The 24,265-nt window shown below is 35.0% G+C and carries 23 protein-coding genes; 2 read left to right on the top strand and 21 right to left on the bottom strand.

Annotated elements, in window-relative coordinates; translation table 11 throughout:
- Positions 1-91: 91 nt before the first annotated feature.
- The 16 genes from cutC to AB8U03_RS12020 all read right to left on the bottom strand — a co-directional run bounded on the left by cutC (position 92) and on the right by AB8U03_RS12020 (position 17,121).
- Positions 92-2,641, bottom strand: a complete 2,550-nt coding sequence (gene cutC, locus AB8U03_RS11945; protein ID WP_369704786.1) for a choline trimethylamine-lyase — start codon at positions 2,639-2,641, stop codon at positions 92-94.
- A 92-nt stretch (positions 2,642-2,733) separates the two neighbouring features.
- On the bottom strand, positions 2,734-4,224 hold the full coding sequence (locus AB8U03_RS11950) for an aldehyde dehydrogenase family protein (RefSeq protein ID WP_369704787.1): 1,491 nt from the start codon (positions 4,222-4,224) through the stop codon (positions 2,734-2,736).
- Between the two features lie 86 nt (positions 4,225-4,310).
- Positions 4,311-4,613, bottom strand: coding sequence for a BMC domain-containing protein (locus AB8U03_RS11955; RefSeq protein ID WP_369704788.1), 303 nt, complete (start codon positions 4,611-4,613; stop codon positions 4,311-4,313).
- 26 nt (positions 4,614-4,639) lie between these two features.
- On the bottom strand, positions 4,640-4,936 hold the full coding sequence (locus AB8U03_RS11960) for a BMC domain-containing protein (protein WP_369704789.1): 297 nt from the start codon (positions 4,934-4,936) through the stop codon (positions 4,640-4,642).
- A 310-nt stretch (positions 4,937-5,246) separates the two neighbouring features.
- A complete protein-coding gene (locus AB8U03_RS11965; protein ID WP_369704790.1) occupies positions 5,247-5,534 on the bottom strand; it encodes a hypothetical protein in 288 nt (95 codons plus the stop codon).
- Complete coding sequence (locus AB8U03_RS11970; protein ID WP_369704791.1) at positions 5,534-6,559, bottom strand: DMT family transporter; 1,026 nt, start codon at positions 6,557-6,559, stop codon at positions 5,534-5,536. Before AB8U03_RS11970 ends, AB8U03_RS11965 begins: the two co-directional genes overlap by 1 nt.
- Positions 6,560-7,226: 667 nt before the next feature.
- Complete coding sequence (locus tag AB8U03_RS11975) at positions 7,227-7,775, bottom strand: BMC domain-containing protein (RefSeq protein ID WP_369704792.1); 549 nt, start codon at positions 7,773-7,775, stop codon at positions 7,227-7,229.
- A 1-nt stretch (position 7,776) separates the two neighbouring features.
- Complete coding sequence (locus AB8U03_RS11980; RefSeq protein WP_369704793.1) at positions 7,777-9,105, bottom strand: 4Fe-4S dicluster domain-containing protein; 1,329 nt, start codon at positions 9,103-9,105, stop codon at positions 7,777-7,779.
- A 56-nt stretch (positions 9,106-9,161) separates the two neighbouring features.
- Complete coding sequence (locus AB8U03_RS11985; RefSeq protein WP_369704794.1) at positions 9,162-9,431, bottom strand: hypothetical protein; 270 nt, start codon at positions 9,429-9,431, stop codon at positions 9,162-9,164.
- A gap of 1 nt (position 9,432) precedes the next feature.
- Positions 9,433-10,527, bottom strand: coding sequence for a hypothetical protein (locus tag AB8U03_RS11990; protein ID WP_369704795.1), 1,095 nt, complete (start codon positions 10,525-10,527; stop codon positions 9,433-9,435).
- A 404-nt stretch (positions 10,528-10,931) separates the two neighbouring features.
- Positions 10,932-11,867 carry a choline kinase family protein gene (locus AB8U03_RS11995; RefSeq protein ID WP_369704796.1) on the bottom strand — a complete coding sequence of 312 codons (936 nt, stop codon included), beginning with the start codon at positions 11,865-11,867 and terminating at the stop codon, positions 10,932-10,934.
- 76 nt (positions 11,868-11,943) lie between these two features.
- A complete protein-coding gene (locus AB8U03_RS12000) occupies positions 11,944-12,714 on the bottom strand; it encodes a response regulator transcription factor (protein WP_369704797.1) in 771 nt (256 codons plus the stop codon).
- Positions 12,715-12,719: 5 nt separating this feature from the next.
- Positions 12,720-13,907, bottom strand: coding sequence for a histidine kinase (locus AB8U03_RS12005; RefSeq protein ID WP_369704798.1), 1,188 nt, complete (start codon positions 13,905-13,907; stop codon positions 12,720-12,722).
- A 772-nt stretch (positions 13,908-14,679) separates the two neighbouring features.
- On the bottom strand, positions 14,680-15,621 hold the full coding sequence (locus AB8U03_RS12010; protein WP_369704799.1) for a 3-hydroxyacyl-CoA dehydrogenase family protein: 942 nt from the start codon (positions 15,619-15,621) through the stop codon (positions 14,680-14,682).
- Between the two features lie 51 nt (positions 15,622-15,672).
- On the bottom strand, positions 15,673-16,512 hold the full coding sequence (locus AB8U03_RS12015; protein ID WP_369704800.1) for an aldo/keto reductase: 840 nt from the start codon (positions 16,510-16,512) through the stop codon (positions 15,673-15,675).
- Between the two features lie 159 nt (positions 16,513-16,671).
- Positions 16,672-17,121, bottom strand: coding sequence for a pyridoxamine 5'-phosphate oxidase family protein (locus AB8U03_RS12020; protein ID WP_369704801.1), 450 nt, complete (start codon positions 17,119-17,121; stop codon positions 16,672-16,674).
- A 390-nt stretch (positions 17,122-17,511) separates the two neighbouring features.
- On the opposite strand from AB8U03_RS12020, the gene AB8U03_RS12025 reads away from it, so the two are divergent.
- On the top strand, positions 17,512-17,637 hold the full coding sequence (locus AB8U03_RS12025) for a hypothetical protein (protein WP_369704802.1): 126 nt from the start codon (positions 17,512-17,514) through the stop codon (positions 17,635-17,637).
- Between the two features lie 5 nt (positions 17,638-17,642).
- Positions 17,643-18,260 carry an HD domain-containing protein gene (locus tag AB8U03_RS12030; RefSeq protein ID WP_369704803.1) on the top strand — a complete coding sequence of 206 codons (618 nt, stop codon included), beginning with the start codon at positions 17,643-17,645 and terminating at the stop codon, positions 18,258-18,260.
- Between the two features lie 73 nt (positions 18,261-18,333).
- Here the strand turns inward: AB8U03_RS12030 and AB8U03_RS12035 are convergent, their stop codons facing one another.
- The 5 genes from AB8U03_RS12035 to AB8U03_RS12055 all read right to left on the bottom strand — a co-directional run bounded on the left by AB8U03_RS12035 (position 18,334) and on the right by AB8U03_RS12055 (position 24,074).
- On the bottom strand, positions 18,334-19,533 hold the full coding sequence (locus AB8U03_RS12035; RefSeq protein WP_369704804.1) for an FprA family A-type flavoprotein: 1,200 nt from the start codon (positions 19,531-19,533) through the stop codon (positions 18,334-18,336).
- Between the two features lie 264 nt (positions 19,534-19,797).
- Entirely contained in the window at positions 19,798-20,436 is a 639-nt protein-coding gene (locus tag AB8U03_RS12040; protein WP_369704805.1) for an ankyrin repeat domain-containing protein, read from the bottom strand.
- A gap of 109 nt (positions 20,437-20,545) precedes the next feature.
- On the bottom strand, positions 20,546-20,797 hold the full coding sequence (locus tag AB8U03_RS12045) for a hypothetical protein (protein ID WP_369704806.1): 252 nt from the start codon (positions 20,795-20,797) through the stop codon (positions 20,546-20,548).
- Between the two features lie 77 nt (positions 20,798-20,874).
- Positions 20,875-22,521 carry a hydroxylamine reductase gene (hcp, locus tag AB8U03_RS12050; RefSeq protein WP_369704807.1) on the bottom strand — a complete coding sequence of 549 codons (1,647 nt, stop codon included), beginning with the start codon at positions 22,519-22,521 and terminating at the stop codon, positions 20,875-20,877.
- Positions 22,522-22,832: 311 nt separating this feature from the next.
- Positions 22,833-24,074 carry an APC family permease gene (locus AB8U03_RS12055; RefSeq protein ID WP_369704808.1) on the bottom strand — a complete coding sequence of 414 codons (1,242 nt, stop codon included), beginning with the start codon at positions 24,072-24,074 and terminating at the stop codon, positions 22,833-22,835.
- Positions 24,075-24,265: the final 191 nt, after the last annotated feature.

Consider the following 24,265-nt stretch of genomic DNA (forward strand, 5'->3'; position numbering starts at 1 on the left):
TAATTTAACTGCCCCTATCATCCGGCACACCCTTCAGCATACAAAATGCAGGCGGCAGATAAATCAATTTAAAATCAATAGATTATTTTATTTAAAAATGTGTCAGCATTGTTCTGCTTATAATCTCATCTTGAACATCTTTGCACAATTCAACAAAGAATGCACTGTAACCAGCTACACGAACAATCAAATCCCTGTACTGCTCAGGATGTTTCTGTGCTTCAAGCAAAGTATTGTTGTCCAGATAGTTGAACTGCATCTGTCCGTTCCCAAAAATGCAGGCTGTACGAAGCAGTGTAATAATTCCTTCTTCTCCTTCAGGGGTATCCAAAAGGCCTGCCATAAGTTTGAAGTTATGAACCATACCTATGTTCATGTTGTCGCAGGACATTTTTGATACTGATTTTATAATAGCTGTAGGTCCCTTGAAATCAGCTCCCTGTGTAGGGCTGATGCCATCCGACAATGGTGTCCAAGCTTTTCGTCCATTGGCACTTGCACCTGTCATCTGTCCAAATGGAGTATTGTTTGATATAGACAAGGTACCATGACTTAAAACAGAATATAAAGTCTTGAATTTTCTATGTTCCATTTCTGTAAAGTTAATTAAATCCGAAGCTATCAAATCTGCATAATCATCATCATTACCATACTTTGGAGCCTTCAGGCAGTCGTTCCTAATCTGTTCATATCCTACGAAATCAGCTTTCAATGCTTCATTTAACTGTTTAAGTGTATATTTTTTGTCATCAAATACAATCTTCTTTATTGCTGCCATGGAATCTGCATAAGTAGCAAGTCCACTCCATACGACGCCTGGTCCGAAGTTGTACATAGCTCCCCCCGCTGAAACATCTTTTCCATGTTCCATGCAGCCTTCATACATAATTGACATCAACGGCTTAGGAGCCAGATCTCTGTGGACACGCTGTGAAATAACTGTAGCAACGTCTGTCCATTTTGTAATGTATTTAATTTCTTCCTTTACAGCTTCATCAAATTCTTCATAAGTCTTGAACCTGTCTAAATCTCCCATGTCAGGGCAAACCTGTTTGCCATACCACAGAGGAACACCATGGTTTAAAACCAGTTCTACACAAATAGGCCACTGGGTATACGCAGTTGATGTCCACTGATATAAACGCCCAGCTTTTTGTGGCTCAACGCATCCCATTATGCAGTAATCTCTTGCATCTTCTATGGAAACTCCCTTTGCAAGCATCATCTTTATATGTGCATCATCAAAATGGCAAGCTGGGAATCCCATGCCGGCACGAACAACATCTACTATTTTCTTCAAATACTTCTTTGGTGACTTGGTATGAATACGGCAAGCCAGAGAAGGCTGATAAATTTTAACATGACGAACTGCATCCATCAAAAGATAAGTCAGGTCGTTTGTCGCATCAAGTCCTTCACGTGTGACACCACCTACACACATGTTTACAAAAGGCTGATATCCTGCAAAGAACTTGGAACCCCCTTCACTTGTAATCCACATCATCTCGGACATCTTTATAAGCATGCATCCAGCAAGTTCAAAGGCTTGGCGATTGTTCATTCTTCCTTCTTCTATGTCTGCCTTATAGAAGGGATACATGTACTGATCAACACGTCCTATGGACATACCTGTCTGATTTTCTTCAACTACAAGCAGTGATTCTATAGTCCAAACAGACTGGATTGCTTCCCAGAAAGTACGTGGTTTATGTGCGGGAACCCATGCATTTACTTCTGAAACTTTCTCGAGTTCAGCCTTACGTTTAGGATTTGTCTCTTTTGCTGCAAGTTCTGCTGCATAATCTGACAAACGCTTTGCATAAATCATAACTCCCTCTGTAGTATCTATAACGGATTTATAAAAATAGATCTTTTCGATATCATCAGGATTTTCATAATCCAATTTTTTTAAGTGTTCTTTTGCTTCTTTCTGAATGTCAAGCATTCCTTTTTTCATAAGAATTACATCATATCCAGGGTTTGAATCTCCACCACCGTTTATTGCATGATAAGAACAGTCTGAAACAAATGATTCACCTGATAATTCCCATACTCCTGCTTCACGATACTGATCTTCACAGTATTCATCAACTGATTTCCCCTCCCAAAATGGGAAAAGTTCTTCTCTCATAACCTTTTTATCCTCTTTAGAAATATAAAATGGGTCCTGAGGTCGCTCTCCAATAGTATCTATTTCATCAACCATCCATCTCCATGCAATATCCGGTGAAAAGGCCCCTGCACGAGGTGCTCCGCAAGGTGCTCCTACTATCAGTTCATTGTCCTGGATTACAAGTGGTGCAGTTTCGCAGCAATAACGAAAGCACTTGGCACGCAGTAAAATTTTAGGCATGCCCGGGTTTTCCTTTGCAATTTTTGTAATTGCCCTGGCACGATATGTTGTTATGGAAGGCTTCCATTTTAAATATGTTTCTTTTAATTTTTTAAGACGTTCTGTCATTGCATTTGGAATTTCACCATTATTTGCACAGGATTCTGCAAAATCATCAGTTTGTCCATTACTTTCTTTTGTAATTTCCGCTGAAATACCTTTAAACATCTTCAATAATGCAGCCTGTTCTTCTGCAGACATGTCTTTAGTTGCCTCTGCAAACTTATTTGAAAACTCACGAATATCCAAAATACTTACCTCTCTTCTTCTATAGATTATTTCAGATTCAACATCTGATATTTAAACATTGTCATTTTTCATGCAGTACATAAATGTGCATACTATTTAATTTCCTGCATGATCTTTTTTAAAATATCCTGAAGTATCTGCACATCCTCCGGCTTTTTTTCATCCGGATTTGATAGGTTATTAAAATTTTCTTTTTGATTTTCTAAATCTACATGAATAATATCTTCTACATTTCTTACACCATAACCAACTTTACGAATATAAATAAGGTTCATAGGTGACACATTATCAGAAGTCATTCCCTCTCCTGTTGATCCACTTCCCAAAGTCAAGGAAGGAAACAAATTAGTTGTGACACCCATGCCGCCAAAGGAAGCAGGTGTATTAACAAGTATTCTTCCTACAGGTTTTTTTAATGCAAATTGCCTAATTACTTCTTCATCTTTTGAATGTATTACAAGAGTATGTCCATTTTTCTCGCTAAGCAGCAGTTCAATACATTTTTCGCAGGCATGCATCCAATCGTCCTCAATATAATAAGCCAATACGGGACAAAGTTTTTCCTTAGAATAAGGATTGCCCTCGGAAACATACTTCTGCTCTGCAATCAATACTGTAACCTTATCCGCAACAGTAAATCCTGCTTTCCTAGCCAATTGCTGTGCAGATTTTCCCACTACCTGGGAATTCATGCTCCCATCGTAATGGAAAAACAGTGAACCAAGTTTTTGTGCTTCTTCCTCTGTCATGAAATAGGCCCCATTATTTTTTAATTCCTGTTTAACTTCAGCGGCAATACAGCTGTCAACAACAATAGATTGTTCTGATGAAGATACTATTCCATTATCAAAGGTCTTGCTGGTAATAATATCTTTAACTGCCTGTTTGATATCAGCTGTTCGCTCGATGAATGCTGGACCATTTCCAGTTCCTCCATAAATAACAGGTTTCCCCGATCTATATGCTGCCTTAAGCATTTTGCTAACACCTGTATTCATTATCAAGGAAGTAGACTTATGATTCATTAATTCAATGGTTCCGCTTGATGTTACTGTATGCAAATAAGCAAGAGCTCCTGCTGGCAGTCCATACCCCTCAGCTGCACGAACCATAATTTCAATGGTTTTGCAAATCGTTTTCTTTGCTCTAGGGTGAGGAGAAAAAATAATTGCATTTCCAGATTTTACGGCAATCAAAGCCTTATAGATTGTAGTTGATACAGGACTTGTGGCAGGACATAATGCAACAATCACGCCCATGGGCACACCTACATCCTTAGTCTTGTTCTGCTTATCTTCGTTGATAATTCCAACACAGCGCATTCCTCTAAGTTTAGCTGGCAAATACTCACTGACAAATCGATTTTTAATATATTTATCCTGCCATTTACCATAATCAGTTTCATCCTGAGACATCATGGCAAGTTCCCGGGCATGCTTTCCTATTTCTTCCGCCATACGCTCAACAATTTCATCTAACTTCTCTTGTGGGAAAGTTGCCAATAATCTCTGGGCTTCTCTGGCGTTTTCTACAAGAATCCGAGATTCCTGCATGGAAAGCAAATCATTGTCAATAATATTCATTTTTGACTCTCCTTTTACTTTTTATCTAACTACCTCAACTCAGTGTTTTTTAATTCTGTACGGTGCTGCTGTGTATCATCTACACATTAAGGAAGCAATTTGTCAAGTGAATAACGTGCAGTAATTTTTTGAAGATCTTCATGAGGACTTGCAATGACAACTGAACTATAAACTTCAGCCCCCATATCCTCCACAGCTTTTACTCCAGCATCCACAGCTGCCTTGCATGCTTCTACATCTCCAGAAACTAATACGGAAATATATCCTGAAGCCACATTTTCATAGCCAATCAATTCAACATCAGCGGCTTTGCACATTGCATCTGCGGCCTCCAAAACGAAAACCAAACCAAATGTTTCTATTAAACCTAAAGCTACATATTTGCTCATCTGTATTCCCTTTCCTTTACTTTATTTTACGCATCCACATCATGTACTGAAACAATATCCCCAACACCTCTGATAGGTCGAGGCATAACATTTTGCGCCGTCAATTTGCCTATTGCCGCAGCTGCAGCTGCTCCTGCTTCAACAGATGCTCTAACAGCAGCAACATCACCCTTAATCATAATCGTGACAAGAGTTGAACCTATGTTTTCATATGATATAAGTTCAACATCCGCAGCTTTAAGCATTTTATCCGCTGCCTCAATTGCAGGAACCATTCCCACTGTTTCCACAAGTCCTAGCGCTTCTTCTCCATAATACCTCACTTTATAATCCTCCTTTTCAAGCAAATACAATATTCTATTTGTTTGCCTCTGCTGAAAAATTATTTGAACAAATAAAATTTAAATTCAAGCTAAGCTGTCAATTCTAAATGAATTTATGTATATGCCTGCAACGCGTTTGATTCATAGTTAAAACATTTTCACTTCATAACAATATTAACTCAGCAAAACATTTTCATATGGCACAAAATGAAATATTTTGCTGGATAATATCCGTTAGTTATTTTTGATTTCTTGCACTATAGTTACATTTTTGCACTAAATATCATCAAATCCAAAACAACTTTTAATGTTACAATCTCCAACTCTTAGGAAGATATTTTTTTAACAAATCTCTGCCCTCTTCATTTATAGAATAATAAAGACACAGTGTTCCATCCTTCTCCAATTTTGCATCTGTATCCTTCACAATTCCATTTTCCCTCATGGACAATAAATGGTCGTTAATACTTGATTTATTAAATTGCCTTTCTGTTCCATATTCTGATTTTAGTCCTACCAGTACATCATCTGCACAAGCTTTATCAACTTTATCCAAATAATATAGCACTCCAAATCTTAAAGGTAATAAACTTCTCATTACTGCAGTTCCTCCTTTTTCCTTGAAAAAATAGCAAATGGATTCATGACAACCAGTATAGCACCAAAAGTACAAGCTAATGCACCAATTATAAGTGAAGGAGTTAAAGCTATTCCTGTTAAAATAACTGAGAATACCAGTCCCCACAAAACATAAGTTACATTCAATGCCATTCCTGGTGCAACTCCGATCATATTATTGGCCTTGTACCAAGTTAAGAAGGATACTGCTCCTGCTAAAGCCGCTCCTGCAATTATTATCAAAGTTCTAGGAGCTGTAAAAATCTGGGCAAACATTCCTATTCCTGCGATTATAGGCAAAACTATTATTATGTCAAAAATACCAGATGTTAACTCACGAATATTTATAGCTACCTCTGGATCTACTACGGAACTTCCAAATGAAGATATCATTCCTTCTGCTCCCCATCCAAAAGCTGCCCCGAAGGAGAATAATATTCCCAAATAGAAATGAGGATAACTGCCGCTTGGTGGTGTAATACTTATAATGAAACATCCCGCAACACATATTATCATACCTAAAGATATTCTCAATGACATCTTCTGTTTTAAAAATATACGGGCCAAAATGGCACCAACAACTGGACACAAAGCTGAAATAGGCATTGCATATGCACTTCCCGCAAACTGTATTCCTAGTAGATAGCATCCCATGGCAAATGGTCCACCAAGTATGGCTGCAACACATATCATAAATCCTGGGAATGTTTTTAATGTACGTCCAATTTCCGCAAATCTTCCTTTGATTATGTTGTATACAAGTAACCATAATGCTGTCATGCTGTCATTCATTGCTGCTGCAACCAACGGAGCAACTATAGCACTTGCCTTAAGTGTAAGCGGAGTCATTGCCAAAGCTACTCCTACTATTACGCTGTTAAGAGCAAAAGTTATTCCTGAAATCAATCCATAAATAGAACCCATTCTACTGTATTTTGCCTTAACTTTACGTTTGGCATTAACTATGGAAAGATCATATCTGTCATATCTAACTGCTTCTGCCATAATATTTATTTCCTCCAATTATTTTATTATTTTGCTGAGAGCACTCATTTAATACGTATTCAGACTTATTTTGATATTATTAAACTTCAAAGTATAATACGGCCAATTTTCTGTCAAAACATTGTTTTCTGCACAACTTTTAAGTAAGAATGTAAATTATATTTGTACAATCTATACAAAGCAGCCCCTTGCTATTAAATAGCTTAATTGAACACATGAAAAAAAGTCACAGGAACCTGCCATTCAATCACATTCACTTTATTAACGCCATCAACTATTTCCCGACAACATTAGAAATCATTTGCAAAGCTTTATGCATCATATTAATATATTAATATAATCTGATTATAAATTATAACAACTTCTTTTTATGTCATAAAACGACATATTTTACTTGTATAATATCTTGCTTTTTTAATGACATTTTGGACTATAGTTACTTTGTTGAACTAATAGTATTAATTTTCACAATCAAGTTCATAATATCTGTTGCATTTTTTTATAGAAACTAATAATATTTTGATTGCACAAAACTCTTTTATCATAAAAAAACATACCTGAATTTAGCTTTCGCAAACCCAAGTATGTTTCATATACCTCTAAGACAATTTTATATTTGGACTAATTATAAAATCAAAATCTATTTATAATCAATTTCTAATGAAAATTAGAGCAAAGATGCCAATAATCTGTCCGATGGCGAAGGTATAACCTCTGAATTTACCAGCAATCCCTTTTCTTCCGCAACAGCTTTTCCCGCTTCAACACCAGTCTCAACCGCAGCCACATCTCCAGTAAAAGTAAAGAACGACTTTCCGCCCAAGCCATTTCCCAATCGAAGTTCCAGGGGCTGTAATTCTGCAGATTTTAAAATTGCATCAGCAGCTATAACCATGGTTGCCATGGAAAAGGACTCCATGATTCCCAGAGCCTGGATTTCATCCGGCATAGTTGCACCAGTTATTGCTGGAAATACTGCTGGACTGACATTGGGTATAATAATAGAGTCCACTAAAAATTCTTCTGCCATTCTTTCACCTATACCTACTGAATCGTTAACTGCTGCAACATCACCTTGAACAATAGCAATATATTTCCCCGGGCAGGTAGAACCTGCTATAACTATTTCCACATCGGACATCTTCACCATTTGATCTGCTGCATATATGCCTCGGGCAATGCTTGTAAATTCCACCATTCCTATAGCCTTCCCCATATTATCCCCTCCTTATTGCAATAAAATCATTATCAACTTTTTCAACGGTACCTGATATACTTGTATGAATAGCAGCACCTAAACTATCTTCAGGTATCTTTCCAATTTGCTGTCCCGCATCTACATGGTCACCAACTGAAACAATTGGAACTGCTGGTGCTCCTACATGCTGTCTTGTGGCAATATGAACCATTTCAGGTTTTATTTCAACTTCCGTCATTGGAGCTGGCCTGTCAAAATCATATAAACCAAGTCTGGCAATAAGACGCTTACTTGGAATCAATCGATACTCACGGCTCCTGCGTGCATAAAATTTTGATTTTACAGGTTTATACCTGATATTCTCCTTTGTAAGTTTTTCCTTAAAATAGAGATTTGCCCATTTAGGATAAAGTCCTGCGGGACACGAAAACAGCTCACATAAATTACACTGACAGCACAGCTGGGCAATTTTCTGTCCCTCAGCATCCTTAAGTGCATAATTCATGGCTCTCATCATCTTATGAGGCTGCATATCATGCCCAAGCAGATACCGTGGACACATATCCGTACACATTCGGCATTGTTCACAGGTAGCCCTGTTCACTCTTTTTGCCTGCTCTATACTCACAGACTTCCTGCGTATCAGATGATGCTGCTTTTTCAATATTACAAATCCCTTGTTTTTCTTTGTAACATATCCATTTATATTACTCATGACAGATCCCATCATAGGTCCACCGTCAATAACTGCATAATTCTCAAAATTATCTATACCGCTCAATTTAAGCACATCTATAATAGGAGTTCCCACTGGAACTTTCACCGTAAAAGACTTAGGTATGTCCCCTGCAACTGTAATATATTTCTCCGTAACATGCTCTCCATGTCCAGCATGATAAATGTTCAATACCGTTTCCACATTAACTACTACACATCCAACTTTAATTGGTATTCCAGTTTCTGGAACAACCCTGCCTGTAAGTTCATAGACCAAAACCTGTTCATCACCTGCAGGATAGATATCAGGCAGCTCTTTTACTTCCACAAAATCCCCTGCCTTAAGTGCCGCAATTCTCTCACCAAGTATGGAAATTACATCCTTATGTTTTGACTTAATACCTATAAGCGCCTTTTTGGCACCAACTAATTTTCCAGCTGCCTGGAATCCTTTAATTATCTCATCTGGGAACAGGCCCATCAACTGCTGATCAACCCTTAAAAGCGGTTCACATTCAGCTCCGTTTAAAAGTATGTATTCCGCCTTTGATGTCAGTTTCACATGGGTAGGAAACCCTGCACCACCTGCACCAATAACACCAGCTTCTCTCACCATGTCAAGAAGACTCATTGTTGCACCCCCCGAATTTATTCAAAATTACAATGTTCATGTTGAATATATGGTACTTAATCCTTAATATATTTATTAATTGTAGATGCACCCTCTTCATTTGCATGATAATAAACCCTCAAAGAATCTGTCTTGTCCATTTCAAATCTGGTTTCTTCAAGAAGGCCATTGGCTTCAGCCGTCATTAAAGCAGAAATTACCGCATCTTTTTTAAGTGCCTTAAAATTTCCATATTCACTTTTTAAAGCATCAATAACATCTTCTGCACAAGCTTCTTTAACTGTTGTAAAATACTTCAAAATAGCATAATTAAGTGGCTTTTTCATACTACTCAGCCTCCTTTTTCTTGAATAAATCCATTGGATTCATAGATATTACCAGAATACCAAATACCATCAGTACAGCGGCAATCCAAGCAATTGGAGGTAAGCTCCAACCCTGCATGCCTCCAAATACCCCAAGTACTATCCAGCAGCAAAACGGTCCCCAGAATGAATAGGTACCATTGCAAGCCATACCAAGAGCTGCACCACACATACTGTTTCCTCTGTACCAGTTCATATAGGAAATAAATGCACAAAGACCACTTAAAGCAAACCAGAACATGGCAGAACCACTTCCAAATGCCTGAAACACAAGATTAGCTGAAAGTTTAACACTACCTGCCATCATACCAAAAATAGGCAGTAATATGATTAAATTTGAAATACCTGAAGTTACCTGGCGAATAGTAATACCAATTTCAGAATCAATCATGGATGTACCGTAACCAGCTACACAGCCTTCAAATCCCCAGCCAAGGGCAGCTATAAAAGCAATGCAAATACCCAAGAATGCACCTTTTGGAGCATCTGCACCAATACTTGTACTTCCAATCATAAAGCTTGCAATGACACAAATAGCAATTCCCAGCATCATACGCTTATTTAATTCCTGTTTAAATAAAATTCTTCCCAAAATGGCACCAATAGCAGGACAAAGTGCAGTAATAGGAATAACAATTGATCCGGCCATTTGAAGTCCAATAACATAGGCCGTACTGGAAATAGGCCCTCCTATAAGTGCTGCTAAAATCATTACACGACCAGGTGTAGTATTCAGACATCTGAAAAAATCTCCAGCTTTTCCCTTAATCCCTGCATAAATCAGAGCCCAAACAGCACTGCAGGAATCATTTACTGCACTGCCAAGGGCACCTAACATATATGTAATAACAAAAACGGACAAACCTGCTGTATTAGCTCCATTCCAGTCACTCCATACTCCTTTAGTCATACCCAATGTCATAAATGCTGAATAGAATCCGTACATAAGTCCTGAAAATAAAGCAATTGAAATACCCTTTTTAAAAAATTGTGATGATAACTTCTTTTTAGCAGCAATTGCAGCCATATGAGCATTTGCTCCTGTTACTTCACACATAAAACAAAACTCCCTTCTTTAATTAAAGCCAAAATTTTGGCGAAAACGTTTTAATAATATCTTAATAATTTTTATTTTACATTAAAATGCCTTTTTTTTATGGCATAAAGCACTGTGTTTCACTTGTACAATATCCCCTTGTTTCTTTATTTTTTTGTATTATGGTTACTTTAATTTGTATTAATATCACTATTTTTTTATTTTTTCACCAGATAAAAGAAATAATTAAATTTATTTCCATCAATTTAATAAAAACATTTTGCAATATTCAAAGCAAAATACAATTTATTTTCTTTAAATATTGCAAAATTATCACATTATATTGCAAAACTTATAAAATATAAAAAGACACATGTCCCCTATTAAAGCATGTATCTTTAAAATATTTTTTTAATCAATAAATTTTAAAAGGCAATTGTACTACTAATATTTTTTATCATATCAGCTATTGAATATTCCGGCCAAATTCTGATTGCATTTACATTCTTTTGAAAACGTTCATACCTGAAACAACAGTAGTCAAGAAAATCATCCCCACTGTAATGCCTAACCATGGCCCACACCATCCAGAGCAAATCTTGAGCCGCCATATAGCATTTAATTTTTAATATTTCTTCAAGAGATGGAAATTTACCATAATAATCCAAAAGTAAATACTGAATTGCCTTACTGTTCAATTTGGATTCAAGAATATATGCAGCTACATCCCAGCTTGGATCGTTCATTCCTGAATATTCCCAGTCTACAAGATAAGTTTTTCCATTTGGGCCTACAAGGAAATTTTCAGGCACTGTGTCATTATGACAGGGTACGGAAATTGTATTTTTAATATTTTTCTCCATAAAATCAATCAATTGATTTTTTAATACAGTATAATCAAAGAAAAAATCTCCGTTAAGTTCCTGAATAATTCTCTCGTATTTATCCAGTTCAATTGTCCAATCAAAAGAATTGGCCAATTGTTCACCGCTGGAATGGATTCTTTTCATAAGAGCAGAAACAGCTTTTAAATTCTTATGACAACAAGGGTCAACTTTAGCAATATTTTTGCTGTTTTTAATAAACAAGCTAATTTTTATTCCACTTACTTCATCAAAATAAACACATTCAGAATTAATACCAAGCTTAGCGGCAATTTTTTCATTAAATTTTTCCTTTTTTCTATTAATCATAAGATTTGTCATAGCACCAGGCTGCCTGATAACATATTCGGTTCCATTTATATTCATAATATAATTATAATTGGTAAGTCCTCCGGCAAATCGTGATTTATCGAATATTATGTTGTTATCATTAAAAATACTGCGCAGTTTTTTCTGCACTAAATCTTCCATTTCCATAAACAATTCACCACACACATTCCAATTTATTTATAAAATGTGACCTTTAAAAAATCTAAAATCATAAAAATTATTTTTAATTTATTGCCTTGGATACCTTCACATATTTCCTATAAGTCTGAGGTGTCATTTCCATCTGAGCACAAAACACCCTGTTAAAATAGGAGGGATCTGAAAATCCGCATTCTATTGATATTCTATAGGCAGGATAATTAGTTGTCTCCAGAAGCCTACAAGCGTATTGAATTTTTAAATTAATTACATATTTTGAAAATGATACTCCCATCTTTTTTTTAAAAACCCGGCTAAAATATTTTGGATTCAAAAATACCCTGGATGCAATCATTTCCAAAGTAATCTTTTCTCTAAAATGCTGCTTAATATATTCTACTGATTTCTCAATAAAATACTCATTACATTTTGTAGAATCAATGCTGTTTTGTTCAATTTTTTCACCTATCATTGAATGATATTTATATGTTGAGTCCATCATTTTTCGGAAAACCTGTTTAATTGTATTAGGTTTTACTGGTTTTAACAGATATTCAAAAACTTGAAGCCTAATGGCTTTCTGCGCATATGCAAAGTCCGAATATGCAGATAAAACAGCAACAGACACATCAGGCAAAAATTTTCTAATCTTCTCAATAGCGCTTAATCCATCCAGTTCGGGAATGAGCACATCCGTTATTATAATATTGGGTCTATACTGCTCTGCCAGATTGACAGCTTCTATTCCGCTTTCACAGGTCAACAATGTATCCTGAGGAAAGAGTTCTTCACGCACAATTGACTTAATAAATTCTTGTTCAAGCATTTCATCTTCCACAATTAATACCATACACATCTCTATCACCCCACAACAGGTTGGGCAGGAATCGTAATGGTTACTGTACTTCCACTATAATCAGACTTCACAATTTCCAATCCGTATTTCTCTCCGTAATATCGTTTCAACCGTTCGTCTGTACTTCGTAAACCCAGTCCTGATTTATTTTTAGATTCTCGTATGTTAAGTAAAGACTCTTTTGAAAAACCATTTCCATTATCCATAATGGAAATAACTATTTCTTTGTTGTATTGTTCAGCATAAATACTCAACTTGCCTCCATCTCTTTTGGGAGTAATTCCATGAATTAAAGAGTTCTCCACAATTGGTAAGATAACCATATTGGGTATCCTATAAGACTTAATATTTTCTGCAACATCAATATGGTATTCCAAACGATTTTTAAATCTCACCTTCTGAATATATAAGTATTTCTCAATATTATTTATTTCAGCACCAATAGTATGAAGCTGGTTGTCCTGTTTTAAATTGTATCGCAGCAAATCGGAAAGACAATAGATAAGTTTTTCTGTTGTGTGGGAATTCTCAAAATAAGCCACTCTAGCTATACAATTTAACGTATTAAACAAAAAATGGGGATTCACCACAAGAGACATGTTCTTCGCTTCTAAATCAATAATCTTTTTCTCCAAAATTTCTTTTTCGATTGATAACCTTTTTAAATTCTGGTGAAAATAATTATCTGATAAATCAAAAGAAACATTTTTAGCAATTTCACCAGCTAATCTCTGGTGTACCTCAAGTTTATTTAATTCCACCGTTTTAAGAGAGGAAATTGACTTTGCTATAATCTCCAATTCATCAGTTTTACTTGACTTGAAACGTTTGAAATCAATCATATATTTCTGGTATTCATTTTGTTGTAAATATACCTGCATACCTGCTACATAACCTAGAGTCTCATTGTCCACTACAATTGGAAAAAGTACGTTTTCAAGACCATGCTGACAGATAAATCTGCCTTTCTCACCAGATTTTATCCTGCTCATATAATCAGAACATACATGTCCTCCTTTTTTTTGACACAGATGGGTGCAAAAATCTGGAGATGGAATAAACTCCAGCAATATATCTCCTTCCGTATCTACCAAAAAAAGAGGGATATCCGACAATGATAAAATTCCACTATATCGATCATATAAATTTTTTGAGGATATCAACTTTTTAAGCGAATTATTAAATTTATTCATGCTTATAACACCTCTTCTGACGACCTATAGTTACACCCAAGAAAGAGATCAACTAGATTTTATTATATTTTTTATCATAATTTTATTATAATAAAAAAATAATAAAAGTAAACAAATATTTTGCAAAGTTTCTACAAATTTCGTCAAAATTCACTGAAATTTGTTCCTTAAAACTTTATCTTAGAAGTATTTCATTCATCTTTTACTGAACAAGTCTTATCTTCAATGTTCCAAACAGCTATTGTTATTGTTTATGATTTATTACATTTTATAGCTTCTTAGCAATATTTATTGTGTTTTTACTAAATTCTTTACCAATTGACATACTTCATAGTATCATAGGATATAATTATTTAATTGTAAATTCATTATACAAATTTAGTATTATAGTATCTATTTTTAGATTTTCATTGTATAAAATACTTTTTATTGTACAATTTCCACTTTGAAAAGCAATTATAAATTGCCTTTTAGATAATCATATCAAAAATGTAATTATGAGTCTATAAAATTTAGAATACATTTTTGTAAACTAATGGCTGCAGTTCTACATCAAATCCTATTGAAAAAGACCTGTTCATGAATTTTATTCACCAACAGATCTTTGATTTATATCTTTTCTAAAATTATTTCATTGAATCCATAATGCTGTCAGAAATTTCACCCTTGAAACCAGCATCATCCTCTTATCCTCTTCCATACTGGGTCTGAATGATATTTCCATTAAAAAGCCTTTTTTAAACTTTTTAATAGAAAATTACCAACGCAAATTTTAATTTTCCATTGAATCTCTTTTGAGAAACTCCAGCAAAACTTCTACACGTTCTCTTTGCTTTTTTTCTAAAAATTCAGGTGTCCAGTTATAAAATCCTCTACCGCTTTTACTTCCCAGATCACCGGATTCAACTTTACTCTGCATAAGCTTGGAGGGATCTTTATAATCACACAAATCTTTAAATAAATATGTTGATATATTATTAAATATATCAAGCCCCCCCAAATCTGCACTACACAAAGGTCCTGTAACAGGCAGTCTTCTTCCATGTCCATATTCCATGGCTTTATCCACCTCTTCCGATTTGGCCCATCCTTTTTCAACTATATACAGCGCTTCTCTAAGCAGTGCCAATTGAAGGCGATTCCCTATAAATCCCGGGCATTCTTTTTCCATACGCACACCTTTTTTTCCTATAAACTCCACCCATTTCATTGTTTCCTCCATTATATCCCCTGAAGTTTTTTCTCCTGGTACAACTTCTACCAGTGGAATTAACTGAGGCGGATTCCAAAAGTGTGCAACAACTACTCTCTCTGGATGCTTTGTATACCTTGCTATATCTGTAGGGCTAAGTCCTGATGTATTGGAAGCAAGAATTACTCCACTGCTGCAAATACTATCTAATTGTTTGAATATATTCTGCTTCAATTCTAAATTCTCAGCTACACATTCTATTACAAGCTCCACATTCTCGGCAGCTTTTTCAATAGCATTAACACCTTTTATCCTGCCTAAAATTTCCCTGCATTTATCCTCCGGAAGATTTCCTTCATTTTTCAAGAGCTCCAAACTGGATTTTATATTATTGAACCCCCTATTCAAACTCACGTCTGTTCTTCCATACATCTTTACATTTAATCCTGCTTCCGCAGAAAGCAGTGCTATACCATGTCCCATAGTTCCTGTTCCAAGCACACTTATGTTTTTAATACTCATTTTATTTCAGCTCCTCTTATAAATTTATCTATCTATACATTATATATAAATTTAAAATTCTTCGTAGGTTCTGGGATCCTGGTTGTTGTTTCTCCCTGATTCTCGGGTAAGTTCACAGATTATCTTCATCTCTTCTTCCGACAATTCAAAATCAAAAATATCAATATTTTCACATTGGTGCTGACCTGAAGATGCCTTTGGAATAGGAATTGCCCCAAGCTGCAGATGCCAACGCAATATTACCTGGGAAACAGTCTTTTTATGTGATTTTGCTATTTTGTCTATACTTTTCTCTTTAAGTATACTGTTGCCTCTACCCAGAGGACTCCATGACTCTGTTGTGATTTTATGCTCTGCATCCCAGATCCTCTCCTCCCGCTGATTAAAATATGGATGAAGTTCAATCTGATTTATACTGGGAACTATACCCGTTTCTTTTATCAATTGTTCTATATACTCCGGCACAAAATTACAAACTCCTATGGATCGAATGAGGCCCTGTTTTTTTAATTCTATCAAAGCCTGCCATGCTTCCACATATAAGTTCATTCTTGGATTAGGCCAGTGAATCAGATATAGATCATAATAATCCAGTCCTGCTCTAAACAATGACTCCTGAATTGTTGCAATCGCCTGTTTATATGAATGATGACGCCCGGGCAATTTGGAAGTGATCAAAAGTTTATCTCTTGATACAGAGCTTTGCCTGACTGCTTCACCTACAGCTCCTTCATTCTCATAATTAAATGCAGTATCGATCAATCTATATCCCATATCAATTGCACTTTTTATTACCTCTACTCCGTGAGTACCATTTAACTTATAGGTTCCAAAGCCAACAGAAGGTATTTTTAGCCCATCATTCAATTCTACTTCTTTAATTTTTCCCATCTTAATAAACACACTCCTAACTTTTTATGATTTTCATAGCTTCCATTTCTCATTATAATTATGCCCCAATATTATACGTCATTAATACATGAGAGAAAATAAAAAAGCATCAGCATTTTATCTTCAAAACACCCTGCTTTTGTTCAGTTCTCAAATCTTCTATACTAATTCTTTTACTTCCTTTGAATCCTTAGTATAATCAGCCAGCTTGACAAACTTTGTCTTTATTCTGTATATAACGGAATCACCTATATTCCCCTTAGCTATATTTTCTTTTAACACCGGATATCTAACACTTATTCCATCTACTGCACTGTTAAAATCATCATCGCTTTGCAGAACTTCTGATGCCTCTCCAGTTACAGAAACACTTTTAAAAGTATCATAGGTTTGATTCTCATTTTGAAAATAAAATGTAACCACTGGATTCTTTTTTATATGTCTGACTTTATTGGATTTTCTTCCTGTTTCGAAATACAAATTCACCCCATGGTTTGAAAATGCTCCCATAATTCTTGCATATGGTGCACCATCTTCACCTATTGTAATCAATAATCCTGTCCTGGACTGTTCTATATATTTTACTGCTTCATCTAACACTTCACTCATATGTAAAGCCTCCTTTTTTATAATTATAATTCAACAATAATATTAATACAATTTAATCTATAGATTGTACAGTGAAATGAAGAGAATTAACTTCTTGGAATATTTATTATATTACATATTTATTGATTAACAATTACATCTACCATTAGATTCAATTCCTTCTACATAGGTTTTGTAGTAGATTAAATACAGATATTTTAAAGTAATAGTATATCTTCCCAATATGGACTATATTTTCTGCTGTCTTACATGGGACGCCCTTATTAACAGCGTGACACGAAACACAATTGGAAAAATCTCTAAAATAGTTTATGATCATTTTTCACAGACTGTATAATGACCTGCATAAATATGCTTCTCATTGGAATACTAACTTTAGAGGTGATATGTATGTCTAAGAGTAAAAAAAATTCACAGGAAAAATCCAGCAGTACAGCTGATTCTATTCCCAAAAATAATCAGAATCAAAATCACAATGCCAAAAAGCAGGCCCTAGGACCAAATACAAAAAGATGATATACATGGACAGCTTATATATCAGTATTGAGGAGCACCTTCTTCATGATTTCAGGCCGTCAGATTATTTGAAAAAAATATGTTCGACTTCATCGTTTCAGCAATATCCATTTGATATGCTGTACAAATTAAACACTACGAAACAATCCCCAAAATATCATGGAGAGGGAAATGTATGGAATCATACTCTCCTGGTAGTAGATGAAGCCGCCAAAATAAAAATGAAAAGTAAAAACCCCAAAGTACTCATGTGGGCAGCACTTCTTCACGATATAGGCAAACCTTCTACAACAAAAAAAAGAAAGGGTAGAATAACATCCTATGATCACGACAAGGTGGGATCTAAACTGTCAAAAGAATTTCTGTCATGTTTTACAGAGGATAAAAATTTTATTTATGATGTTTCCAATCTCATCAGATACCATATGCAGATACTTTTTGTAATAAATAATCTTCCCTTTGCGGACATACAAGGTATGAAAAATGACACAGATATTGAGGAAGTAGCTCTTCTGGGTTTATGTGACAGAACAGGCAGATTAAACATGGACAAATTAAAAGAGGAGAAAAATATTGAAGAATTTCTTAAGAAATGTAAAAATCATGTATGCCGGCAAACATGATTTTGTATAAATAAGCTTCAATAAAAATCATCGGCTCAGGAATTTTACACATAAGCCGATGATTTTTTTAAAATCACTTCATTGACTGGATGATGCTGTCTGAAAGTTCCTCCATTGAACTAATATCATATTTTTTCATACTGGAACTCAATGATATCTTTTTATCTAAAACAGTCATTTCTTTCATCCCATCTAAAAATTCACCCATCAATTTTCCTGATTGAGGAGCCCATGATCCATTTTCCATTAAGGCAAAAGTACGTTTCTGAAGATTCAATGCCTTCATATCCATTAAATAATCGAGCATTGGGGGATAGATCTTCATATTATATGTGACACATGCAAGAACTAAATGGCTGTATTTGAATGTCTCGGAAATTAAATAGGATACATGAGTTTGTGAAACATCATACATGACCACATTTTTCATCCCTTTTTCCACTAATCCGGTTGCCAGACGGGTGGCAGCAGATTCCGTATTTCCATACATTGAGCCATAGACTATCATTACACCCTTTTCTTCAGGCTCATAACGACTCCACTTGTCATACTTCTCAAGAAAATATCCTAAATTATTGCGCCATACCGGCCCATGCAGGGGACAAATTTTCTTAATATCCAATTTACCGGCTTTTTTCAAAAGTGCTTGGACATTAGGTCCATACTTACCTACAATGTTTGTATAATACCTTCTGGCATCATCAATCCAATCACGCTCAAAGTCTACCTCATCATTAAAGAGCTTTCCGTCCAGCGCACCAAAAGTACCAAATGCATCAGCAGAAAATAATACACCATTTGTAGTATCATAAGTAACCATAACTTCCGGCCAATGTACCATAGGTGCAGTTACAAATACAACATTATGTTTTCCAAAGGACTTGGTATCACCTTCTTTGACTTCTATCACTTCTCCGTCTACACTAAAACCAAACTGCCTTATAAATACAGCTGCTTTTTTTGTACATATGATCTTTACATTGGGATAGCGGAGAATAACTTCCTCAATGCAGGCCGCATGATCTGGCTCTACATGGTTGATTACCATATAATCTAAAGTTCTGCCATGGAGAACTGCCTTGACATTTTCAAGAAACTGACGGCAAACTGACCAGTCTACAGTATCAAAAAGCACAGTTTTCTCATCCAAAAGTATATACGAGTTATAGGAAACACCTCTTGGAATTGGGTGAATATTTTCAAATAGAGCAAGACGATGATCACTGCCACCAACCCAATAAAGATCTTTATCTACTTTTCTAACACAATACATATTAATCCCCCTCGTTATATTTATTATATGTTCCTTTTAAAGCACTAAATCAGATAATATTTCTTCAGAAAAACCTTCATTCTTCAAATAATCTAGTAAGTGAAATATCTGTATCTTTCACTACATCATGAAGTACTGCACATGTAAAATCACTCTGTCAAGCATATAAATATACTACCTTTTTTGCTATAAAGTTAATTCTTTAACTTTATTATACAATACTTTTTATTTTAAATATATCTGATATGTACTAAAAATATCACCTCATAGACTTTTATCTATCTTTCCACCGTATTTTATAAGTATATTTTCAATATATTTATTTTTGCACAAATACAGTGGAGTATGCCCTACATTATTTTTTGAATTTATATTAAAACCAAGAGAAATAAGAACTTTTAAAAACTCTTCAAAGGTTTCAGTATTACAATTCAAGTAGTCATCATGCAAAAGAGTATTGTTATACTTATCAGTATGTTTGATATCTGCTCCATATTTTACAAGAAGGTTCAAAAGTTCTACAGAATAACTAAAACTGCAGTAAAAGACAGGGGTTTTACCTGATATATTTTCAGCATTTACTTTAGCTCCTCTATCTAATAATAATTGCACAACATCAATTTTAGGTTTTATTCTTGCACATATTCTATGTAAGGGTGTTTCTTTCAAATAGCTTTGATGGCTGTTGATGTCTGCACCGCTATTGATTAAAAGCTCTATTATTTTGAAATAATTGTTTTCACAATTATCTATGGCGAAATGAAGCAGACTCTTATCATCATATTCTTCGTTAACATCACCTCCATTTTTTATAAAAATTTTAAGTTCATCCAAATTCCCCTCACCTATTATTATTGAAATAGATTTTGGTCTTGAACCAAATAAAATATCATAAATTTTCATAATATTTACCTCCCAATAAATAACACCTGTAATTTTTCTCGTTCCTGCCTTTTAAGATATATCCATCTTAATATTAAATTTATCTATATATATTATACTTTATAACTACTTATATTTGAAATAATAAGTGATTCGGCAATGTAACAGAATCAAGTATAAGGGACAGTATACAAAACACAATGCCTATTATCATGGAATTGACTGTGTCTTTGCATTCTGCAGATAAAAACAGTGTAAAACTTACAGTTGCAAGAAGGATCAGCATGCCTGCAGCCGCAGTAACCATATGAAGTTCTCCCACACTTAAAGCCGACAGACAAATGCCTCCAATACTTTGAACTGAATGATTTAATAGATACATAATTTATAACCAAAAACATACCCCAATTTAATCTTTATAAATTGGGGCATGCCTTTTAATAATTAACTATTCTAATTTTATTTTTCAAAGAAAATCTTCATGTCATCCTCTACTGATCCTATACCTGCGATTCCAAAATTCTCCACCAATACTTTAGCTACATTTGGAGAAAGAAATGCAGGGAGTGTAGGTCCAAGGTGAATGTTCTTTACGCCAAGGTACAATAGTGCAAGAAGTACTATTACGGCCTTCTGTTCATACCAGGCAATATTGTATACTATAGGAAGCTTGTTGATATCATCCAGTCCGAAAACTTCTTTCAATTTCAATGCAATTACTGCCAGGGAATAGGAATCATTACATTGTCCTGCATCAAGTACACGAGGGATTCCACCGATATCACCCAATTGAAGCTTGTTGTATTTATATTTTGCACATCCTGCAGTAAGTATAACTGCATCTTTTGGAAGTGCTTTTGCAAAATCAGTATAATAATTTCTGGACTTTGCCCTTCCGTCACATCCTGCCATAACCACAAATTTCTTTATGGCACCTGATTTTACTGCCTCTACGATTTTATCCGCCAGTGCAAGAACCTGGTTATGGGCAAATCCACCTATGATTTCACCCTTTTCTATTTCAACAGGAGGTGCACATTTTTTGGCATGTTCAATAATTTGGGAAAAATCTTTTTCTTCTCCTATTTCACCTGGAATATGCTTGCATCCCGGAAATCCTGCTGCACCGGTGGTATAAAGCCTGTCTTTATAAGTGTCCTTAGGAGGGACTATACAGTTTGTTGTCATAAGAATAGGTCCATTAAAGCTTTCAAATTCTTCTTTTTGCTTCCACCATGCATTTCCATAGTTTCCTGCAAAATGAGAATACTTTTTGAATGCCGGATAATAATGAGCTGGAAGCATTTCTGAATGAGTATATACATCTACTCCCGTTCCCTCAGTCTGCTTTAAAAGCATTTCCATATCTTTGAGATCATGACCTGAGATAAGTATGCCGGGATTGTTCCTCACTCCTATATTTACTTTTGTAATTTCAGGATTTCCATAAGAAGATGTATTTGCCTTATCCAAAAGTTCCATACCGCTTACACCATATTTCCCGGTTTCAAGTGTCAACCCCACCAGATCATCCACAGTTAAACTGTCATCCAATGTTTTTGACAATGCTTTCTGTATAAATGCATCCACTTCCTCATTGTCTTTTAAGAGTACATTTGCATGTTCGCTGTAGGCAGAAAGTCCTTTTAAGCCATAAGTAATAAGCTCACGCAAGCTTCTTATATCTTCATTTTTTGTGGAAAGAACTCCAACTTCATCTCCTGCTGCTTTTGCTGCAAGCTCATTTCTATCTGAACTGTCCCAGATTGCTGCTTCTGGAAGGTCACTTTGATTGTCCAGCTGCTTTAGCAATTCTTTTTTCTTCTTCAAGGTTTTAAAAATTCTTGAAACTATCCTATCTTCATCAAAATTTGCATTTGTTATTGTAGTAAACAGATTAAGTGTTACCAGATGATTTATTTCACTGCTTACTTCTTTCCCCTCATCACGAAGTGCTGTGGTAACTGCGGATATTCCCTTTGTTACATATACAAGCAGGTCCTGCATGGCTGCTACTTCAGGTTTCTTGCCGCATACTCCTCCTTTGGTACAGCCTTTACATCCTGCTGTTTCCTGACATTGATAACAAAACATTTTATTTTCCATGATTATGTTCCTCCCCGTTTCTTTTTATCCGAGGGCTACCATTGCCAGCATTCAGCTTTGTAAATTCTGGAGATTACAAGCACTGCTATGCCCCTGGATAAGTTCTTCTAAGATTCAGATAGGAAAAGCATTCCTCATAAGCAAATTCCATCTGAACCTAATAATCACTTTATAAGTCTACATTAACAGTAATTTTAAAAAAGCTCTGTAACATAAGTTACAGAACCTTCTTTTTTTTATAAATTTCAAAAACACTTTCTCTATTTTGTGAAATTCATGTGTGTTCTCACAACTTGGAATAATTTTGTCAATTAATGCAATAGAAAACATTCCCCCTTAAGTCTTCTATTGTTATATATAGACAAAAGTATCACTGAAATTAAAAGTAAAAGACTCCATAAAGCTGCTTTAAGTAATAATAGTATAAATGATATAATGAGTATGGAAATTGCAATTTTGAGTTTAATACTGTGTAGCAACTTAAATCCAGCAGCTAATCCAATTATTGCATTAGATAGAAAAAATACATTGGCGCAAGTTACAATTTCATCCAGATTTATGAGGTTTGCAGCAGACAGAGATAAAACTACAAAATGTACACATATAAGTGTTATAATAGCATTAACAGGGCTTCCATATCTGTTTATATATGACAGATAAGCAGGCAGCTTATTGTTTGCTCCACGCTGTGCACTCATTCTTGAAACTCCTCCAACTATCATAAGGTAGGTACACATACAGAGTCCTGATACAGCAATAGTGATTACAGGTAAAGAAAATGAACCAAATAGCGGAGTCATGATTGCCAGTATATCGTGATTACTGGCAGATACATTCTGTATAGAAAGCGCAACAATAATATATAAGCTGATAATGATTATTAAACTTACAGTCATTGCTTTAATAAGTGTTTTTTTAGGATTTTTTATATCTTCAATATAGTTGCCTATAATCTCCCATCCTATGATTGCCCAGAATAAAAGTAAGAGGGTATATCCAAACTTAGAAAAGGAAAAGGATGTTTGTTGGGGTATCTGTATATTTGAAGCAAAAATCAGTGTATACATACTTCCGGAAAATAATAGTGCAGCTGTAAGTCCTGTTAATATTAGGGTAATTTTTGCCAGAGATTTTATACCATATATAAGAACTAAAGCACATATAATTTCCATCCCAAATGCGATCATTTCCACTTTCATATTTGAAAACAAGCTAAAGTTTTTTAAAAAAACTGCAGCTGTAATCAAAACTGCTGTAGGGCCGAAACAAACTGCGACTGTGAGAAAATTTGAAGTCAGTTCCCGAAAAAAATTTCCAAAAGCATTTCCAACTGCAATTGCAACACCTTCATTCCCGAGACTTTCCAGGCTCAAAAATATAAAAACATAGGCAAATATAATACCAAGCAGCATTATGATAATCCAGGCAGCTATTGCCCATCTCCCAACTAATTTGTAGGCAATGGGCGGCAATAGTATTATTCCTGATCCTAGTACCGGGCCTACTATGAGGCCGGAAAGTGTTATTGTTCCAATATTTTTACTTTTACTCATATTTTATATTTAGTGACAGAATGTAATAATAAAAATCAAACCTTCACTAAGTTTTACCTTCTTTCTTTAATTTTATTGCAGCCAGCTATACTTTTGCAAAAGTTTAATTAAAAAAATTCATTGAATTTCTAATATATTTATATTATCATAAGATTAACTATTAATAAAATTGAATTATTTGAAAATACAAT

This window comes from Clostridium moutaii (assembly GCF_041205085.1).
GTDB lineage: Bacteria > Bacillota > Clostridia > Clostridiales > Clostridiaceae > Clostridium_B > Clostridium_B moutaii.

Bases quoted from the DNA above. Each gene is read 5' to 3' on its own strand.
- AB8U03_RS12030 (WP_369704803.1), top strand. From the start codon at position 17,643: ATGGACAGCTTATATATCAGTATTGAGGAGCACCTTCTTCATGATTTC.
- AB8U03_RS12010 (WP_369704799.1), bottom strand. From the start codon at position 15,621: ATGAGTATTAAAAACATAAGTGTGCTTGGAACAGGAACTATGGGACAT.
- AB8U03_RS11950 (WP_369704787.1), bottom strand. From the start codon at position 4,224: ATGAATATTATTGACAATGATTTGCTTTCCATGCAGGAATCTCGGATT.
- AB8U03_RS11995 (WP_369704796.1), bottom strand. From the start codon at position 11,867: ATGGAAATGGAAGATTTAGTGCAGAAAAAACTGCGCAGTATTTTTAAT.
- AB8U03_RS12025 (WP_369704802.1), top strand. From the start codon at position 17,512: ATGTCTAAGAGTAAAAAAAATTCACAGGAAAAATCCAGCAGTACAGCT.
- AB8U03_RS12045 (WP_369704806.1), bottom strand. From the start codon at position 20,797: ATGTATCTATTAAATCATTCAGTTCAAAGTATTGGAGGCATTTGTCTG.
- AB8U03_RS11965 (WP_369704790.1), bottom strand. From the start codon at position 5,534: ATGAGAAGTTTATTACCTTTAAGATTTGGAGTGCTATATTATTTGGAT.
- AB8U03_RS12040 (WP_369704805.1), bottom strand. From the start codon at position 20,436: ATGAAAATTTATGATATTTTATTTGGTTCAAGACCAAAATCTATTTCA.
- AB8U03_RS12000 (WP_369704797.1), bottom strand. From the start codon at position 12,714: ATGTGTATGGTATTAATTGTGGAAGATGAAATGCTTGAACAAGAATTT.
- AB8U03_RS11985 (WP_369704794.1), bottom strand. From the start codon at position 9,431: ATGAAAAAGCCACTTAATTATGCTATTTTGAAGTATTTTACAACAGTT.
- hcp (WP_369704807.1), bottom strand. From the start codon at position 22,521: ATGGAAAATAAAATGTTTTGTTATCAATGTCAGGAAACAGCAGGATGT.
- AB8U03_RS12015 (WP_369704800.1), bottom strand. From the start codon at position 16,512: ATGGGAAAAATTAAAGAAGTAGAATTGAATGATGGGCTAAAAATACCT.
- AB8U03_RS12005 (WP_369704798.1), bottom strand. From the start codon at position 13,907: ATGAATAAATTTAATAATTCGCTTAAAAAGTTGATATCCTCAAAAAAT.
- AB8U03_RS11970 (WP_369704791.1), bottom strand. From the start codon at position 6,559: ATGGCAGAAGCAGTTAGATATGACAGATATGATCTTTCCATAGTTAAT.
- AB8U03_RS11955 (WP_369704788.1), bottom strand. From the start codon at position 4,613: ATGAGCAAATATGTAGCTTTAGGTTTAATAGAAACATTTGGTTTGGTT.
- AB8U03_RS12035 (WP_369704804.1), bottom strand. From the start codon at position 19,533: ATGTATTGTGTTAGAAAAGTAGATAAAGATCTTTATTGGGTTGGTGGC.
- AB8U03_RS12055 (WP_369704808.1), bottom strand. From the start codon at position 24,074: ATGAGTAAAAGTAAAAATATTGGAACAATAACACTTTCCGGCCTCATA.
- AB8U03_RS11975 (WP_369704792.1), bottom strand. From the start codon at position 7,775: ATGGGGAAGGCTATAGGAATGGTGGAATTTACAAGCATTGCCCGAGGC.
- AB8U03_RS11980 (WP_369704793.1), bottom strand. From the start codon at position 9,105: ATGAGTCTTCTTGACATGGTGAGAGAAGCTGGTGTTATTGGTGCAGGT.
- AB8U03_RS12020 (WP_369704801.1), bottom strand. From the start codon at position 17,121: ATGAGTGAAGTGTTAGATGAAGCAGTAAAATATATAGAACAGTCCAGG.
- AB8U03_RS11990 (WP_369704795.1), bottom strand. From the start codon at position 10,527: ATGTGTGAAGTAACAGGAGCAAATGCTCATATGGCTGCAATTGCTGCT.